Below are 17,781 nucleotides of genomic sequence, written 5' to 3' on the forward strand. Positions count from 1 at the left end.
AATTGTGTCAAAAAAGCTCGGTTTTATACCGGGCTTTTTGTTTTTTTACCTCTTCAAAAATTCCTTTCTACTTAGTATCTTCCGCAGTGAATGTTTCACTTTCACCTCTTTTGTGACCTATGCTCTGATTTGCTTCAGATATGTTGTAAAAAAGTAGCTTTATCTTGTCTTAAAGTAGCGTTTTCTTTATCATTTCCCTCATAAAAATAGAATCAAAGTTTGAATTTTTAAGCCGTGCTCTGTTGAAGGAGTAATTCTATCCAAAGGAGCAAATGGGAGAATGTTGGATGAGCAATGCGCCACTAAATAATGGACGTCGCAAGTTTCTAACCGCCACCACCGCCGTGGTCGGGGGATTAGGAGCAGCAGCTGTCGCTGTACCCTTTATCAAATCTTGGAATCCAAGTGCGAGAGCTAAATCAGCTGGCGCTCCAGTTGAGTTCGATATCAGCAAGCTAGAAGAGGGGCAAATGGCCCGTGTAATCTGGCGTGGTCAACCTGTTTGGGTTGTTAAGCGTGGACAAGGTACGCTGGATGAACTTGGTCAGCTTGCTGAACAATTACGAGATCCAGACTCAGTTGAGGAACAACAACCGTCTTACGCACAAAACCCTTATCGTTCCTTGAAGCCAGAAATCTTTATCGCAGTAGGCCTATGTACTCACTTAGGTTGTTCTCCAACCTATCTGCCGAGCAGCTTTGGCGAGCAAGTGAGCGGCGTGAAGTCAGGATTCTTCTGCCCATGTCATGGTTCTAAATTTGATATGGCTGGACGCGTTTTCCAAGGTGTTCCTGCACCTTATAACCTAGCCGTACCGCCACATATGTATCTGGATGATAATCTTATTTTAATCGGCGAAGACCAAGGAGAGGCGTAATGGAGGCTTTACTCGGCTGGATTGAAAAACGCATCCCGGCTATGAATACCTACCGCAAGCACATGTCGGAGTATCCACAGCCAAAGAACTCAAACTTTTGGTATATCTTTGGTGCGTTAGCAATGCTGGTTTTGGTCAACCAGATCGTTACTGGTATTTGGCTAACCATGAACTACGTACCATCGGCAGAGGGCGCATTCGCTTCTGTTGAATACATCATGCGTGACGTAGAATACGGTTGGCTTCTTCGCTACATGCACTCTACCGGCGCATCTTTCTTCTTTATTGTTGTTTATCTGCATATGTACCGCGGCCTCATCTACGGTTCATACCAAAAACCACGTGAACTCGTGTGGTTATTTGGTATGTTGTTGTTTGTGGTTCTGATGGCTGAGGCCTTTATGGGCTACATGCTACCTTGGGGGCAAATGTCTTACTGGGGTGCTCAGGTAATCATCGGTCTGTTTGGTGCAATTCCAGTTATTGGTGATGACCTAACGCTATGGATTCGTGGCGATTACGTTATCTCTGGCGCAACTCTAAACCGCTTCTTCGCCCTGCACGTTATTGCTCTGCCAATCGTTCTGTTGCTGCTTGTTGCTTTGCATATCTTAGCGCTGCACGAAGTAGGCTCTAACAACCCTGATGGTATTGTTACTAAGCTGCCAAAAGGCACTATGGGTGATGATTACGAGCCGGAGTTCAAGTTCCACGAAGACTACAGCAAGAAATACGACATAATCGACTCGATGCCGTTCCACCCTTACGGTACGGTAAAAGACCTGTTCTATGTCGGCGTATTCTTATTGTTCTTTAGCTATGTGTTGTTCTATGCACCCGCGATGGGCGGTTTGTTCCTTGAGCCACCTAACTTCGAAGTTGCTAACCCACTTAAGACCCCTGAGCATATCGCGCCAGTTTGGTATTTCTCTCCAAACTATGCCATTTTGCGTGCTATTCCAGATAAGCTGATTGGCTTCGTCTTCTTTGGTGGTTCAATCGTTGTGTTGTTCTTACTGCCTTGGCTAGACCGCTGTAATGTTCGCTCATTCCGCTACCGCAGTAAGCTGCACCTAGTGAACTTGATCCAGTTTACGATATCGTTTGTTGGTCTGGGTGTGCTAGGTACACTGCCTGCAACTGAGCTGTACACGAACCTATCGCGTCTATTCAGTGTGGGTTACTTCATGTTCTTCGTTGTGTTGTTTATCTACAGCAAGAATGAAAAGACTAAGACACTACCGACAAGGATCACCAAATAATGAAAAAGTTATTCGTATTGTTATTTGCGCTAGTGCCTGCTCTTGGATTCGCAGCGGGCGGTAACTTCGCTCTGGATAAAGCAAACAATGATATTCGTGACAAAGCGTCTTTGCAGCGTGGTGCTCAGACGTTTATGAACTACTGTTTTGCTTGTCACTCAACGCAGTACCAACGCTATGAACGTGTTGCAACAGACCTCGATATTCCTATTGACCTGATGCGTGAAAATCTGATGTTTGATTCAGAGGCCGCAATTGGTGAACTGATGGTTAACAACATGCCAGCAGAAGACGCCGCTAAGTGGTTTGGTGTTGCACCACCGGATCTAACGCTAACAGCTCGCGTTCGCGGTGTAGATTGGTTATACACCTACTTGCGTTCTTTCTATGAAGACCCAAGTCGCCCATTTGGTGTGAATAACGTGATCTTCCCAAGCGTGGGTATGCCTCATGTGTTGCAAGAGATGCAAGGTGTGCCTAAGCCTGTTTTTGAAACGAAAATGGTGGGTGGTCAAGAGGAGCAAGTGGTTGTCGGCGTTAAAGCTGACGGCACTGGTGAGCTAAGTCAAAGTGAATATGATGACGCAGTACGTGACCTTGTGAACTTCCTTGAATATGCGGGTGACCCTGTTCAGGTTGAGCGTGAGAACTTGGGTATTTGGGTGTTGTTATTCCTAGTGATTTTCACTGGTGTTGGCTATCTTCTATATAAAGAGTATTGGCGTGACATTCACTGATTGTGATATCATATCGTGCTGATTTCTGTAATGGAGGCGTGTTGCCTCCATTCTTCTATTTAAAATTACTATACTGGAGGGCTCATGGCTGTAGCTGCCAATAAACGTTCTGTGATGACTCTATTCTCAAGTGCTACTGATATGGCTAGCCATCAGGTACGTATCGTTTTGGCTGAGAAAGGCGTAGCCGTCGAAGTTGAACTTGTTGACGAGGCGAACCTACCTGCTGAACTTGCAGAATTGAACCCATACAAATCTGTTCCAACTCTCGTTGATCGTGAACTGACACTGTACGATTCAAAGATCATCATGGAATACCTAGACGAGCGTTTTCCGCATCCGCCGCTAATGCCTGTATACCCTGTAGATCGTGGTAAGAATCGTCTTATGATGTACCGCATCCAGCGTAACTGGTACAGCGTTGCAGAGAAAATCATTGCTACAACGGGCGAAGAACAAGAAAAAGCACGTCAAAAACTGCGCAACGATCTACTAATGCTTGGTCCTCTGTTTGCAGAAAGCGAGTACTTCATGAGTGAAGACTTTAGCTTGATTGATTGCTACCTTGCTCCACTATTGTGGCGCTTGCCTACGTTCGGTATCGAGCTGACAGGTCCTGGTTCAAAAGAACTTAAGATCTACATGAACCGTGTATTTGAGCGTGATTCATTCCTAGCTTCTTTAACTGAAGCAGAACGTGAGATGCGTCTAGTTCGTTAATGGATATTTCTGCAATGACTCCCCGTCGACCGTATCTGCTTCGCGCATTTTATGACTGGTTGGCGGAGAATGAACTGACTCCTCACTTAGTAGTTGATGCTACTATGCCGGGAGTACGCGTACCCGAAGAGTATGTACAAGATGGACAAATCATCTTGAACGTTGCCCCTCGTGCTGTAGGCAACCTAGAGATTGGTAATGAAGCATTAACGTTTCATGCTCGTTTCGGTGGTCGACCTCACTCAGTTATCGTTCCTATCTACGCTGTTCAGGCTATCTATGCTCGTGAAAATGGCGCAGGAACAATGTTTGAGCCTGAAGAGGCTTATGATGATAACTTAGAGATGGAAGAAGAGAATCATCTGGCTTCCGCTGACTCTTTAACTGCGGTTGAAGATACAGTAGAAGTTGAAGTAGAGCCTTCTCCAGACCCTGATGATGAACCGCCAAGACCTAAAGGTCGTCCAAGCCTTCGCGTGGTGAAATAATACCAATCACAGTAATTAAGTGATCAGAAATAGCGCAGATATAAGGCTTGAGAACAAGGCAGGATTTTTCGATAAGTAGTTATTCTACAATCAAAAATTCTAACGAAGTTATCAAGCCTTTTAACCAGCTAGAATGACCAGTTATTTACTACGATTGGTATAACACCAAAGAAAACAAAAAGAGGAGCCCTAGGGCTCCTCTTTTATTTTCTAAAGCGAGAGTTAGTTTTCAATGGACTCTTCGACGATATCTCCAGAGCGATCAATAACCACATCGCCTTCCATGATATCACTCTCATCTGCTGTGCTATCTACTAGCGGTGCTTGTTCAGGTGCTGCGTCTTCTACGCTAGCATCAACGACAGGGGCTTCTGCTGCAGGTGCCTTAGCATCGCTGGTAGGTGCAGGGGCTTTTTTCGCCTCTAAGGTGGCAAGGTCGGCAATCTCAAAGCCTCGAATCACCAGCTTTACGCCACTGACGTTACGAGCTGTATCTGTGGCAACATCAGCGCTTTCAGGTGTGACATAGCCAAAAAGAAAGACTTCGCTGTTCTCGGTAATTACCTTCACCGATACGCCTTTTAGTTTGTCTTCTCTAACTAGAGCGGATTTAACCTTGGCGGTGATCCAGCTATCACGACTCATCTGAGAGACATTGATAACCGGCTGTGTGCGCAGTTGGTTATAGACCTTTTTAACACCTGCTATTTTTTCAACATGTTCTTCGACTTGAGCACTAAGTTCTTCCGTCGGCGCCTGACCGATCAAGACTACTTTGCCTCTAAAGGAGCTAGCAGCAACACGCACCTTACCAGAGAACGGCGGTTTGTTACCCAAAGCGGCCGCTTCAAATTCAATGTTATTGTCGCTCCAGATTTCTCGTGTAGAGCGATCGTCGGTGACGATATCGGACGAATCGCTGACAAACATGCCCGCGCAACCAGAGAGTAGAAGACACGCCACTAAGGTCGTGACGTATAAGGAGAGTTTACGAGTGTACAACATGGATCTAAATCCTCACTAGTAGTGAATTTTATTCAACGTGTTCGGGGAATAGTACCTGATCAATAAGGTCACACAAACAGTGCAACGTCAGCATATGAACTTCATGGATACGCGCTGTGCGGTTAGATGGAATGCGGATTTCTACGTCGTGTTCGCCGAGAAGACCCGCCATTTCACCACCATCTTTACCTGTCAGGGCAATGATGGTCATGTCTCTTGTTACTGCCGCTTCCATCGCTTTGATGATATTCTTGCTGTTACCACTGGTTGAGATCGCCAGTAAGATGTCGCCCTGTTGACCAATAGCTCTAACTTGTTTTGAAAACACCTCTTGATAGTGATAATCGTTGGCTACCGCCGTTAATGTGGCAATATCTGAGGTTAACGTCATCGCCGGTAGGCTAGGGCGCTCTGTCTCAAAGCGGTTTAAAAGGCAAGAAACGAACTGCTGTGAGTTAGCGCTAGAGCCGCCATTACCACAACAAAGAATCTTCTTACCATTTAGCAGAGTACTCACCATCGCTTGAGCTGCATGTGTGATGGCGTCTGGTAACTCTTCAGCGGCCGCGATTTGAATCTGTATACTCTCTGTAAAGCTGGCTTTTATGCTATCGTGCATTTCTATCCTTCGACAATTGCGTTTTGTATCCACTCGACTTGGCTAAGCTCACTGCTTAGAGCCACCACATCGAATCGAAAATAGGTGTGATCAGGGGAGAGGTTGTTTTTACTCAACCACAATAAAGCGGTTTTTTTGAGTTTTGATTGCTTAGCTTTGGTAACGGCTTCTGCTCCACTACCGTAATGATGCTGTTTTCGGTATTTCACCTCAACAAAAACAATCTCTCGTTGATCGCGCATTATTAGGTCAATTTCACCACATTTTGCGCGAAAATTCTTTTCTAAAAAGATGAGGCCTTGCTTCGCGAGATATCGCTGCGCTTTGGCCTCATATTTGTGCCCAATGGCAAGTCTATTTAGTAGACTCATACTCTGCCCAGCTAAGCTGGCGCTGCACTACACATTGTTCATCGATGCTTAAGACGCCGGTATGTCCTTGCAGTGAATGCCCTGGGCTGACTTTCATGTTGGGCAAAGCATTGATCAGGCTGTAAGCATCCATACCCAGTGCACGTAGGCGTTTTTGCTGGTTGCTCGATTTTTCCCAGATGCCTTGCATCTGAGTGTCTAACTCTTCGTTTGGCTCCACCAACATTGGAATGTCACTGTAGATAACACCAGATAGGTCTTGAGATTCACGCTTCACCCCAGTGTTGCTGCGAGAGTTTGCATACAACTTAGGCGGTGTTGCCTCAGGGTTAATAGCGACGTTAATAAACGGCTTGATAAGGTTAAGCTCAGAATCTCCTGCAATGATGTAGACGGCATCGATGTCTCTGCGAGAGCGCTGCTCCGACTCCATCTCCATACCCATCAGCTTGTCCATCTGTGCGATGCGTTTTTGGCTATCTTGTAGGCCAAATACGGTATTGATAGCAAACTGCAGTTGGTTTTGAGAGCGGAAGTAAGAGATAGCACTCTTGGTATCGTTGTTCTTATTCCATTCTTCATTGAACGCTTCAGCCATGCGCTGGCCGTAGCTTCCACGTGGTGCAATGATTAATGGGTATTCAGCGCCAGTATCCGCTAGGTGTCTTGCCGCCTCAGCCGCTTCTTGCTCTGGAGATAGGGTTACATAACAGAAGTCAGAGCCTTCTAGAATCTGTTTCGGGAAGTTAAGGGCCAGCATCGGGACTGGGTTGTCGCTGTCTTGCTGAATATCTTGCAGCTCTTCAATAGTATTACGCATCAAAGGACCGACCACGAAGTCAACATTCTGCTCTTCCAGCTGTTGCTGAATCTGAGTTGTGTCGTTTTTGTTGCTATCAATAACAACGTACTCTGCTTCTGGAAGCCTAGCTTCATCATTCATCATAGCGAAAACAAAACCATCTCTGATAACTTCAGCTTGCTTGGCAAACTTGCCACTTAGAGGAAGAACCAGTGCGGTTTTGTTTGGTTGCACGATCTCCAAAGCCAGAATGTCTTTTATTTCCTGCGGCGTATAGAGCGCTGCGGGGTGGCTAAAGTTCTCGTCAATCCAAGCTTGCAGAGATTTTTGCAGCTTAGGAAGGTTGTGACTGTATGATTGGTTGTCGATAGCCAGTTCTTGCCATCCCTTCAACTCATGTTCATTTTCAGCAATTTGCATTGCCTTGAGTTCGTCGACAGTGACGCTGTTCATTAATGCCCAGATTTGGTCAACGTTCTCTTGCTGTTGCTCTTCAGATAGAAAGTCTGCGCGCAGTACTTGTTCTCTTGCTGCATCTAATGGCTGATAAAGATCTTGGTAGATCTCAGAGCGCAGCTCGTAGTAGCGTTGCCACTGTGTGCGTTCTAGTCGCCATTCATTGCGAAAGTTAAGTTGCTTTAAGGCATCGGTTGGCTGTTCTTCATTAAGAAGCAACTGAGCTCGTGCTAATTGCCATTCAGCTTGTTGTGTCTGTGACATGTTTTGCTGTGCTAGACGCTGGATAATACGATTAGCTAGGCCAGCATTATCTTCTTCGACTGCGGCTTTTAGAGATAAAATTAACCAATCAATTTGTTCGGAACCGTCAGAAGAATCAGCCTTAATCAGGTAGTATTCTGAGGTTTGAGTTGGCTGATTGAGAATATTGGATTGTTGCGCAGCTTCTGGATCAGAAGAGGGACTTGAACAAGCCGCAAGAAGTACAGACAATGCAATGGGAGTAAGAATGCGTGATACACTGTATCCAGATCGATTTTTTTGCGCCATGAGTTCTTTAATAATTGTGGATTAATTACCTCTATATTAATCCCTCAAGTGACGGTAAACAAATGACAGATAACAATTCTTTTGATTCTTCGACAGCGACCCTCTATATCGTCCCTACCCCAATAGGTAATTTAGGTGATATTACGCAGCGCGCGATTGAAGTTTTGAACGGTGTAGACTTGATTGCAGCGGAAGATACACGTCACACAGGACGACTGCTTTCACACCTAAATGTAGGCACGCGCACCTTTGCCCTGCATGACCACAATGAGCAACAGAAATCTCAATTTCTCGTTGGAAAACTCCTTGAAGGTCAATCAATTGCGTTGGTTTCCGATGCAGGAACTCCTCTAATTAGCGACCCAGGTTATCACTTGGTTAACCAGTGTCGTCAGGCTGGAGTTCGCGTTGTTCCTTTACCGGGAGCTTGCGCAGTCATCACTGCTCTGAGCGCGGCAGGCTTGCCGTCGGATCGCTTTAGTTTTGAAGGTTTCTTACCTCCAAAGAGCAAGGGAAGAAAAGATCGCTTCTTGGAGCTCGCTAAGGTCGAGCGTACCTGTATTTTCTATGAATCGCCGCACCGCATCATGGATTCTCTGGCGGATATGCTTCAAGTATTAGGCCCAGATCGCCAAGTAGTGTTAGCCCGCGAGTTAACTAAGACGTTTGAAACCATACAAGGTATGCCTTTGGGGGAGCTCATTCCTTGGCTTGAAGAAGACGCTAATCGTATACGTGGCGAAATGGTATTGCTGGTTCATGGTTACCGTGAAGAAAGCAATGATGAATTGCCAGAAGAAGCAAGACGTACTTTGGCTATATTGACTAAAGAGCTGCCCCTGAAGAAAGCGGCTGCTCTAACGGCAGAGATCTATAGCCTGAAAAAGAACGCGCTATATAAGTGGGGACTTGAGCACATAGAGTAGCGGATAGGCGGTTAAGCCCTTATTTGATTAGACATCTGTGATCTTTGTCAGTACAATCCGCCCCGGAGCTAACCAGATAGTCGCTGCTTCGTTGATGTCCTTCGGGAGACTGACGGAGGGGAGGAAAGTCCGGGCTTCATAGAGCAGGGTGCCAGGTAACGCCTGGGGGGCGCAAGCCCACGACAAGTGCAGCAGAGAGAAGACCGCCGATGACCTTCGGGTACAGGTAAGGGTGAAAGGGTGCGGTAAGAGCGCACCGTGCGACTGGCAACAGTTCGTAGCAGGGTAAACTCCACCCGAAGCAAGACCAAATAGGCTCTCACATTGCGTTGCTCGCGTAAGAGGGCGGGTAGGTTGCTCGAGCCAGTGAGCGATTGCTGGCCTAGACGAATGGCTATCACCGCGCAAGCGGATACAGAACCCGGCTTATAGGTAAGCTCCACCTATTAAAAAAGCCCCGCCTTGGCGGGGCTTTTTGCTATTCAAAATCGAACAAGATGCTCTTTGCTTCTTTATAAACACATCAAAGGTGCAACCCCTTGCACTGTTTAAGTAATTATTTGGTGATTTTACTTACTAACGCTGACTAAACCAGACTATTTCAGTACACTAAGCTAATAGTTATCTAAATTAAATCGAGCTTTTGTAATGAGCGAATCCTTTAAACACGTCTCCGTTTTACTCGACGAATCCGTTGATGGTCTAAACATCAAACCCGATGGCACTTATATCGATGGTACCTTTGGACGCGGTGGTCACAGCCGAGTTATTTTGTCTAAACTGGGCGAGAATGGTCGACTGTTTAGTATTGATAGAGATCCGCAAGCCATCGCTGAAGCTGCGAAGATTAATGACCCAAGATTTACCATTATCCATGGCCCATTTTCAGGTATGGAAGGCTATGCACAGGAGCGGGATCTTGTAGGCAAGGTTGACGGTGTGCTTCTTGATCTTGGTGTTTCTTCTCCACAGTTAGATGACGCAGAACGTGGCTTTAGCTTTATGAAGGATGGCCCGCTCGATATGCGTATGGACCCAACATCAGGGATCCCTGTATCAAAGTGGCTACAAGATGCTGATGTTGAAGATATTACTTGGGTGATTCGTGAGTTTGGTGAAGATAAGCATGCATGGCGCATCGCTAAAGCTATCGTTGCCTATCGTGAGAATGAAGAAAACGAACCACTTGTTCGGACGGGACAACTAGCGAAGCTGATCTCTGATGCGGCTCCGAAAAGCTTTAAAGAGAAAAAACACCCAGCGACTCGCTCATTTCAGGCATTTCGTATCTACATCAACAGTGAATTGGATGAGATTGCTACTGCCCTTAATGCAGCGAAGAATATTCTAGCGGAAGAGGGGCGTTTGTCTGTGATTAGTTTCCACTCTTTAGAAGATAGAATGGTAAAGCAGTTCATGCGCAAAGAAAGCCGTGGTCCGCAGGTTCCCCATGGGATACCTATGACTGAAGAGCAGATTCGTGCGCTGGGCAGCGCTGCAATGAAAACAGTGGGCAAGGCAATTAAGCCATCAATTTCAGAATTAGACGTCAATATTAGAGCAAGAAGCTCTGTGTTAAGGATTGCCGAGAAGCTATGAGTGAATCAGGGAAGTTGATTCAAACAGAAGTGCCATTATTAGGGAAGATCATTGTACGCGATCTGTTTACCGCAGGTCGTGTGCCACTTTTTTTGTTGATCCTTCTCTTTTTTAGCGCGATAACCGTAGTGCTCACCACGCATATGACGCGACAAGCGATCTCTCAAAAAGATGTCGCTCTGGAAAGCCGTGAGCAGTTAGATGAAGAGTGGCGCAATCTTATCCTCGAGGAGAATGCTCTTTCCGAACACAGTCGTGTCCAGAAAATGGCAACCTCAGAGCTCGAAATGAAGCGACCAGACTCTGATAAGGAAGTCATAGTTAAACTGTAATGAAACCGACTAAAAAGAAACCCGCCAAGACAATCAAAAAGCGCACCCCTAAAAAGGTCGAACCTAGCAAAGTGGTTCCTGCTGACACCAGTATCATTAATTGGCGCTATCAAACGGTACTGGGCTTTATTTTATTACTACTTGGTGCGTTACTCGCAAGGGTGGCTTACATCCAAGTTATTGAACCAGATACATTAATTGAACGTGGTGATATGCGTTCGGTTAGGGTGAAAGCAATGCCTTCTGCGCGCGGGATTATCTCAGATCGCAATGGCGAGCAGATAGCAGTCAGTGTTCCCGTAGAAGCGGTTTATGCTGATCCTCGAAATATTTTCACTAAGGGTGATGCATTAACCGATGTGGCTCGCTGGCATGCTCTGGCAGATGTACTTCAGCTAGATAGAGATGCCTTAATAGAGCGAATCGAGAACAATAAAAATCGCCGTTTCATCTATCTACAGCGTCAAGTTAGCCCTGCAATGGCTAAGTACATCAAAGAGTTAAAGTTAAAAGGCATCGGTCTGCGAGATGAATCTCGTCGCTATTACCCAACGGGAGAGATTAGTGCTCACGTTGTGGGAGTGACAGGTATTGATAGCCACGGGCTCGAAGGTGTTGAGCGAAGCTACGATGAATACTTATCCGGTCAAGCGGGCTCGCGTAAAGTTCGTAAAGACCGCGATGGCCGAGTGGTAGAAAACATCTCTATGACTGAGAGTAAGCAGGGTAACCCGCTGCAACTCACTATAGATCAACGCTTACAGGCCATTGCGTATCGTGCGATCAAACAAGCAGTAGCGGATCATAGGGCGACATCGGGTAGCGTTGTCTTACTTGATGTGAAAACCGGTGGGATATTGGCTATGGTTAACTCCCCATCGTATAATCCGAATACTCGCGATCAGTTACAATCTTTCCGCATGCGAAATCGAGCCATTACCGATTCACTAGAGCCTGGCTCTTCGGTGAAGCCGTTTGTAGTCTTGGCGGCATTAGATAATGGTACAGCTGATCTGAATACGGTTATCGATACTGGTAATGGTGTCATGCGTGTTGGGGGAAGCCGAGTACGAGATACCTCTAAAGTGGGTAAGGCCGATCTAAAAACCATCCTTAAGAAGTCGAGCAACATTGGTGTTGCTACCTTAGCTTTGGATATGCCGCTAGATTCCCTTTTAGGTATGTATCAGTCTATTGGCTTTGGCTCTACGTCTGGAATTAACCTTGTCGGTGAAACAACGGGTTTGTTCCCTAATCGTCGACGCTGGTCTCAGTTTGAAATCGCAACACTCGCTTTTGGTTATGGCTTGTCAGTCACGCCTCTGCAGCTTGCACATGCCTACGCAACCCTAGGAAGTTACGGTAGCTTTAAACCTCTGCACATTATTAAAGATGCTAAGAACCTTGATGCTAAACAGGTCGCCGACCCAGAGCATGCTCGCGAAGTGTTGGAAATGTTGGAGGCTGTGACGCTTAAAGGTGGCACAGCGACACGTGCTGCCGTACCTGGTTATCGTGTCGGTGCTAAAACGGGTACCTCTCGTAAGGCGAAGGCGGGTGGCTACAGTGATGAGTATGTAACCATCACTGCCGGTGTAGCACCGATCAGCAATCCTAGAGTGGCTCTGGTTGTTGTGGTGAATGAGCCACAAGGTGATGATTATTACGGTGGTTCAGTAGCTGCCCCTGTTTTTTCCGAAGTTTTGAAGGGAGCACTGCAGATCTTGAATGTGCCGCCCGATGCTAATAAAAGTTAAGAAATAGTATGAATGTTCAATGCACACTGCAGCACCTTGTTCAGCCTTGGTTGAATAACCTAAGTGAGAAACTGGCTCAGATCTCTGTGTCGGACTTAGAGTTAGATAGCAGGCAAATAGAGCCGGGTTCTACCTTCGTTGCCATTAAAGGGCATACCGTTGACGGCAGACGCTTTATCTCAAGTGCGGTAAAAGCCGGAGCAAGCCTGGTGATTGCGGAAAGTGATGAGGATTATCCTCATGGCAGCACAGTATGGATGGATGAAACCCCTGTATTGTATTTGGATAGCCTGAGCTTAAACCTGTCTGCGATAGCCAGCCGTTTATATCGCTTTGATAACATGGATCTTATTGCGGTTACTGGCACAAATGGCAAAACCACGATTACGCAAATTATCGCCCAGTGGCTAGACAGTGTAGGCAAGCAAGCTGCGGTTATGGGCACTACGGGTAACGGTTTTCTTTCCTCTCTCAAAGAGGCAAAAAATACCACAGGTAGCGCCATTGAAGTGTGTAAGACACTATCACAATTGAGTGAGCTAGGCGCTGATATTACTGCTCTGGAAACCTCGTCACACGGCTTGGTTCAGCATCGTATTAAGGCGTTAAAATTTGTGGCGGCGGTGTTTACCAACCTAAGTCGAGACCACCTTGATTATCACGGAAGTATGGCGGAATACGCTAAGGCAAAACTGAGCCTATTTACCGAGCATTCGTGCAAGCATAAGGTGATCAATGCCGATGATTCTGTAGGTCAGGAATGGTTAGAACTATTGCCTGATGCGATAGCGGTATCTTTGCTAGAAAAGCCTCAAGCTAAGCAATATATGTACGCGAGCAATGTTCGTTACTCAGAGCAGGGTATAGAGATTAGCTTTGAGAGTAGTTGGGGGAAAGGAGTACTAAAGGCGCCGCTTATCGGTGAGTTTAATGCGAGTAACCTGCTACTTGGCTTTACCACTCTTCTTAGTTTGGGCTTTGATATCAGAGCGCTGCAAAAGGCAGCAACACAGTTGCAGCCGGTCATTGGCCGAATGGAACTCTTTCAAACGGCTGACAAAGCTAAAGTAGTGGTGGACTATGCTCATACTCCAGATGCATTGGAAAAAGCATTGTGCGCCTTGCGAGTGCATTGTGAAGGACAGTTGTGGGCGATCTTTGGTTGTGGTGGCGACAGAGACAGTGGCAAGCGACCTATGATGGCTCAGATCGGTGAACGATTCGCAGACCGCATCATTCTTGCTGACGATAACCCACGTAGCGAAGATCCCGCTCTCATTATCCAAGACATGCTAAAAGGCGTTTCAAATCAACAATCTGTGACTGTTGAACATGATAGATTCAAGGCCTTGTCCTATGCTATTGAACAGGCAACGTCTAAAGACATTATTTTACTAGCCGGTAAAGGGCACGAGGATTATCAAATCTTAGGAGATGACACCATTCATTACTCTGATCGTGAATCGGCAATGACCTTGTTGGAGTTAATTTAATGATAAGCACTCACTTATCGGATATAGCGATTGCTGTAGACGGACGTTTGCTTGGAAGCAACTTAACAATTGAGTCAGTTTCCACGGATAGTCGCAACATTGACCGCAATGGATTGTTTGTGGCTTTAGTCGGAGAGCGTTTTGATGCCCATAACTTTTGCGAACAAGCGGTAGAGCAGGGCGCCGTTGCGTTAATAGTAGAAAAAGAACTGCCATTACCCGTTCCACAGCTCATTGTCGAAGATACCAAGTTGGCCTTAGGAAAATTAGGCGCTTGGAATTTTGCTAAAACCAATATGCCCAAGGTGGCGGTCACTGGCAGTTGTGGCAAAACTACAGTCAAAGAGATGCTAGCCTCAATTTTATCTTTAAGAGGCGAGGTTTTAGCGACCGCTGGAAACTTCAACAACGATATTGGCGCTCCACTTACTCTGTTGCGAGCCACTGAGCAGCACGATTTTTCTGTGATTGAACTGGGCGCAAACCATGAGCACGAAATTGAATATACAGTGAGCTTAGTCCAGCCTGATATTGCTCTAGTGAATAATGTCGCCGCCGCTCACCTTGAGGGGTTTGGTTCAATGCAGGGCGTTATGAAAGCTAAGGGAGAGATATTCTCCACCTTAGATGAAGGCGGTCTTGCACTGTATAACTTGGAGAGCCAAGGCGGAGAGTTATGGCAAGACTTGCTTGAAAATAAACGAGTACAAACCTTCTCTTTAGATAATTCGTTGGCTGAGTACTACGCAGGCAATATTGCTATAGATAGTAATGGCTTAGCGAGTTTCCACCTGCACACTCCATTTGGTATGGCAGAGGTAAAACTAGGGGTTGTTGGTCGCCATAATGTAGCGAATGCAGTAGCTACAGCCGCGATTGCCTTGAATTTAGGCACTGAACTGCCAACGGTGGTTCGTGGACTCGAATCGGTTGCTCAAGTTAAGGGCCGAGTCGCGGTTGAGCAACTGACTGACAAAATACGTCTTATTGATGATAGTTATAATGCCAGCGTACCGGCGATGAAGGCTGCGGCTGACTTGCTTGGTGCGTTTCAAGGGAGCCGTTGGCTGATCTTGGGGTTTATGGCTGAATTAGGCAAAGAAAGTCTTGAACTTCATCGGCAAGTCGGTGAATATGCAGCAAAATTTGGGTTTGAGCATGTATTGACTTATGGGGACGACACTAAGGTAATTAGTGATGTGACTCATGGGCGTCATTTTGACGATCACCAAAGCTTAATGGCTTTCATTGAACAACAACTCTCTACTCAACCACACACTCAACATACTTTGCTCGTTAAGGGCGCAAACAGTGCGCAGATGAGCAAGATTGCCGCTGCTTTGAAGGAGAAGCTTAAATGATTATCTGGCTAGCGGATTTACTACAGCCTTATTTTTCGTTCTTTCGTCTTTTTGATTATCTTTCTTTTCGTTCGATACTCAGTGTTATAACTGCTCTAGGCCTATCTCTGTGGATGGGGCCTAAATTGATCCGACGTTTGCAGTTGCTGCAGATCGGTCAGGTAGTTCGTCATGACGGTCCAGAATCACACCTAAGCAAGCATGGTACTCCTACCATGGGCGGTGTGATGATTCTCGCTGCGATTACTATTACGGTATTGCTGTGGGCAAATCTTTCTAACCCCTATGTATGGGCGGTGCTCGCTGTGCTGCTTGGCTATGGCGCGGTAGGTTTTGTGGATGATTACCGTAAGGTAGTGCGCAAAAACACCGATGGACTGATAGCGCGTTGGAAATATTTCTGGCAATCGGCCATTGCTATTGTGGTCGCTTTTGCACTGTATGCTCATGGTAAAGATACCGCAGCTACTCAGCTAGTGGTGCCATTTTTCAAAGACATCATGCCTCAATTAGGCCTGCTTTATATTGTTCTCACCTACTTTGTTATCGTAGGTACCAGTAACGCAGTAAACCTAACCGATGGCTTGGATGGTCTCGCAATTATGCCGACCATTTTGGTGGCGGCAGGTTTTGCGGTTATTGCGTATGCGACGGGCAACGTCAACTTCGCACAATACCTGCATATTCCCTATATTCCTTATACCAGCGAGTTAGTGATCTTCTGTACCGCTATTGTCGGTGCTGGTCTTGGATTCTTGTGGTTTAACACCTACCCAGCTCAAGTATTTATGGGCGATGTAGGTTCTCTTGCGTTAGGCGGTGCCTTGGGCACAATCGCGGTCCTTGTTCGCCAAGAGTTCGTATTGGTCATTATGGGGGGTGTATTTGTAATGGAGACCTTGTCGGTAATTCTTCAGGTAGGCTCTTACAAATTGCGCGGACAACGAGTGTTCCGCATGGCACCTATTCACCACCACTATGAGCTTAAAGGCTGGCCTGAGCCGCGCGTTATTGTTCGTTTTTGGATCATCTCTATCGTGCTAGTACTGATTGGCCTGGCTACGCTGAAGGTGCGTTAATCCATGGCTCAATGGCAAGGTATTCGTGAGGTCGTTGTAGTAGGACTTGGGATCACAGGTTTATCTGTGGTTAAGCATCTGCAAAAGATTTCTGCGCAAGTGGATGTGCCACTGAACATTCGAGTGATAGATACTCGGGCAGTAGCGCCTGGTGCTGATCAGTTGTCCGATGATGTTTCATTGCACAGTGGCGGCTGGGATCAGCAATGGCTCAATGAGGCAGACCTCATCGTGGCAAGTCCGGGCATTGCGCTTGCTACGCCGCAGTTAGCTCAAGCTATTGGCTTGGGTGTGCCTGTAGTCGGTGACATTGAGTTATTTGCGTGGGCGGTGAATAAGCCTGTGCTAGCGATCACGGGTTCTAATGGCAAGAGCACGGTTACTGACCTTACGGGTGTTATGGCTAACGCTGCTGGAGTGAAAACAGCGGTTGGTGGCAATATTGGCGTACCTGCACTTGAATTGCTCAACACCGATGCTGACTTATTCGTACTTGAGCTATCAAGCTTTCAGCTCGAAACGACCTCAAGCTTAAAACTGCGAGCTGCCGCGTTTCTCAATCTATCCGAAGATCACATGGATAGATATGAGGGCATGCACGATTATCGTCAGGCTAAGCTGCGTATTTTTGAGCATGCCGAAGTTAAGATTGTCAACGCTGATGATAAGGCAACCTATCCAGAGGATATCGAAGGACTGATAGAATTTGGGGTTGCTACTGGCGAATATAAGTTGTCTGATTATCAAGGGCAGACGTGGCTAACGGGTCATGAACAGCGCCTACTCGCAGCGAATGAGCTCTCCATTGTCGGTCAGCACAATATGCTCAATGCAATTGTTGCTATCGCACTACTGGAATCTGCTGGCATCAAGGTTGAATCTTCGCTCGACGCACTAAAGACTTACACAGGCCTGACGCACCGCTGTCAGGTGGTAAGTCGTGAAAACGATATTATCTGGGTCAACGACTCTAAGGCGACCAATGTTGCCAGTACCCTAGCGGCATTAAAGGGGCTGAAAATTGCCGGTCGTTTGTATTTGCTTGTTGGCGGTGATGGCAAAGGGGCTGATTTTAGTGAACTACAACCGGCTCTTGCGTCTTTAGATGTTGAGCTTTGCTGTTTTGGTGCCGATGGTAAGCAGTTGATTTCATTATCTGAAAACAGTGTTTACTTTGATAGCATGCAAGAAGCGGTTACTGCCATTCGACAGAAAGCTAAAGCAGGTGATATGGTGATGTTATCTCCGGCCTGTGCCAGTTTCGATCAGTTTGCCAATTTTATGCAGCGCGGAGAAGTGTTTACTCAGCTCGCTCAGACGCAGGATGCTTAGCATCTGCTATGC

At 46.5% G+C, this 17,781-nt stretch carries 17 protein-coding genes and 1 other RNA gene; 14 read left to right on the forward strand and 4 right to left on the reverse strand.

Going from position 1 to position 17,781, the window contains the following annotated elements; translation table 11 throughout:
• Positions 1-287 precede the first annotated feature (287 nt).
• From petA to sspB, 5 genes are all read left to right on the forward strand, one after another.
• Complete coding sequence (petA, locus tag D5I41_RS10020) at positions 288-878, forward strand: ubiquinol-cytochrome c reductase iron-sulfur subunit (RefSeq protein ID WP_119009676.1); 591 nt, start codon at positions 288-290, stop codon at positions 876-878.
• Positions 878-2,140, forward strand: coding sequence for a cytochrome b (locus D5I41_RS10025; RefSeq protein WP_119009677.1), 1,263 nt, complete (start codon positions 878-880; stop codon positions 2,138-2,140). The genes petA and D5I41_RS10025 overlap by 1 nt, the downstream gene beginning before the upstream one ends.
• On the forward strand, positions 2,140-2,877 hold the full coding sequence (locus tag D5I41_RS10030; protein ID WP_119009678.1) for a cytochrome c1: 738 nt from the start codon (positions 2,140-2,142) through the stop codon (positions 2,875-2,877). The genes D5I41_RS10025 and D5I41_RS10030 overlap by 1 nt, the downstream gene beginning before the upstream one ends.
• Positions 2,878-2,961: 84 nt before the next feature.
• Positions 2,962-3,597, forward strand: a complete 636-nt coding sequence (gene sspA, locus D5I41_RS10035) for a stringent starvation protein SspA (RefSeq protein WP_017026829.1) — start codon at positions 2,962-2,964, stop codon at positions 3,595-3,597.
• Complete coding sequence (gene sspB / locus D5I41_RS10040) at positions 3,597-4,085, forward strand: ClpXP protease specificity-enhancing factor (protein ID WP_017031317.1); 489 nt, start codon at positions 3,597-3,599, stop codon at positions 4,083-4,085. Before sspA ends, sspB begins: the two co-directional genes overlap by 1 nt.
• A gap of 222 nt (positions 4,086-4,307) precedes the next feature.
• Here sspB and D5I41_RS10045 read toward each other — a convergent pair whose 3' ends face one another.
• From D5I41_RS10045 to D5I41_RS10060, 4 genes are read right to left on the reverse strand one after another with little or no spacing between them, the layout of a single operon-like run.
• Positions 4,308-5,090 (reverse strand): BON domain-containing protein, encoded by a 783-nt coding sequence (locus tag D5I41_RS10045; protein ID WP_119009679.1) that lies wholly within the window; start codon positions 5,088-5,090, stop codon positions 4,308-4,310.
• A gap of 28 nt (positions 5,091-5,118) precedes the next feature.
• Positions 5,119-5,709 carry a phosphoheptose isomerase gene (locus D5I41_RS10050; RefSeq protein ID WP_017026832.1) on the reverse strand — a complete coding sequence of 197 codons (591 nt, stop codon included), beginning with the start codon at positions 5,707-5,709 and terminating at the stop codon, positions 5,119-5,121.
• A 2-nt stretch (positions 5,710-5,711) separates the two neighbouring features.
• On the reverse strand, positions 5,712-6,080 hold the full coding sequence (locus tag D5I41_RS10055; protein WP_119009680.1) for a YraN family protein: 369 nt from the start codon (positions 6,078-6,080) through the stop codon (positions 5,712-5,714).
• Complete coding sequence (locus D5I41_RS10060) at positions 6,064-7,890, reverse strand: penicillin-binding protein activator (protein WP_119009681.1); 1,827 nt, start codon at positions 7,888-7,890, stop codon at positions 6,064-6,066. The genes D5I41_RS10055 and D5I41_RS10060 overlap by 17 nt, the downstream gene beginning before the upstream one ends.
• Before the next feature lie 62 nt (positions 7,891-7,952).
• Here D5I41_RS10060 and rsmI point away from each other — a divergent pair, with 62 nt between their 5' ends.
• The 9 genes from rsmI (at position 7,953) to murD (ending at position 17,769) form a co-directional block, all read left to right on the forward strand.
• Positions 7,953-8,816, forward strand: a complete 864-nt coding sequence (rsmI, locus tag D5I41_RS10065; RefSeq protein ID WP_119009682.1) for a 16S rRNA (cytidine(1402)-2'-O)-methyltransferase — start codon at positions 7,953-7,955, stop codon at positions 8,814-8,816.
• Between the two features lie 64 nt (positions 8,817-8,880).
• Positions 8,881-9,261: RNase P RNA component class A (rnpB, locus tag D5I41_RS10070), an RNA gene on the forward strand.
• Positions 9,262-9,464: 203 nt separating this feature from the next.
• Positions 9,465-10,415 (forward strand): 16S rRNA (cytosine(1402)-N(4))-methyltransferase RsmH, encoded by a 951-nt coding sequence (rsmH, locus tag D5I41_RS10075; RefSeq protein WP_119009683.1) that lies wholly within the window; start codon positions 9,465-9,467, stop codon positions 10,413-10,415.
• Positions 10,412-10,747 carry a cell division protein FtsL gene (gene ftsL, locus D5I41_RS10080; protein WP_119009684.1) on the forward strand — a complete coding sequence of 112 codons (336 nt, stop codon included), beginning with the start codon at positions 10,412-10,414 and terminating at the stop codon, positions 10,745-10,747. The genes rsmH and ftsL overlap by 4 nt, the downstream gene beginning before the upstream one ends.
• Positions 10,747-12,504 (forward strand): penicillin-binding transpeptidase domain-containing protein, encoded by a 1,758-nt coding sequence (locus tag D5I41_RS10085; protein ID WP_119009685.1) that lies wholly within the window; start codon positions 10,747-10,749, stop codon positions 12,502-12,504. The genes ftsL and D5I41_RS10085 overlap by 1 nt, the downstream gene beginning before the upstream one ends.
• A gap of 8 nt (positions 12,505-12,512) precedes the next feature.
• Complete coding sequence (murE, locus tag D5I41_RS10090) at positions 12,513-13,997, forward strand: UDP-N-acetylmuramoyl-L-alanyl-D-glutamate--2,6-diaminopimelate ligase (protein WP_119009686.1); 1,485 nt, start codon at positions 12,513-12,515, stop codon at positions 13,995-13,997.
• Positions 13,997-15,358 (forward strand): UDP-N-acetylmuramoyl-tripeptide--D-alanyl-D-alanine ligase, encoded by a 1,362-nt coding sequence (locus D5I41_RS10095; RefSeq protein ID WP_119009687.1) that lies wholly within the window; start codon positions 13,997-13,999, stop codon positions 15,356-15,358. Before murE ends, D5I41_RS10095 begins: the two co-directional genes overlap by 1 nt.
• Positions 15,355-16,437, forward strand: coding sequence for a phospho-N-acetylmuramoyl-pentapeptide-transferase (gene mraY / locus D5I41_RS10100; RefSeq protein WP_065599709.1), 1,083 nt, complete (start codon positions 15,355-15,357; stop codon positions 16,435-16,437). The genes D5I41_RS10095 and mraY overlap by 4 nt, the downstream gene beginning before the upstream one ends.
• Before the next feature lie 3 nt (positions 16,438-16,440).
• Positions 16,441-17,769, forward strand: a complete 1,329-nt coding sequence (murD, locus tag D5I41_RS10105) for a UDP-N-acetylmuramoyl-L-alanine--D-glutamate ligase (protein ID WP_119009688.1) — start codon at positions 16,441-16,443, stop codon at positions 17,767-17,769.
• Positions 17,770-17,781 lie beyond the last annotated feature (12 nt).

The organism is Vibrio superstes (assembly GCF_003569005.1).
Classification (GTDB): Bacteria; Pseudomonadota; Gammaproteobacteria; order Enterobacterales; family Vibrionaceae; genus Vibrio; species Vibrio superstes.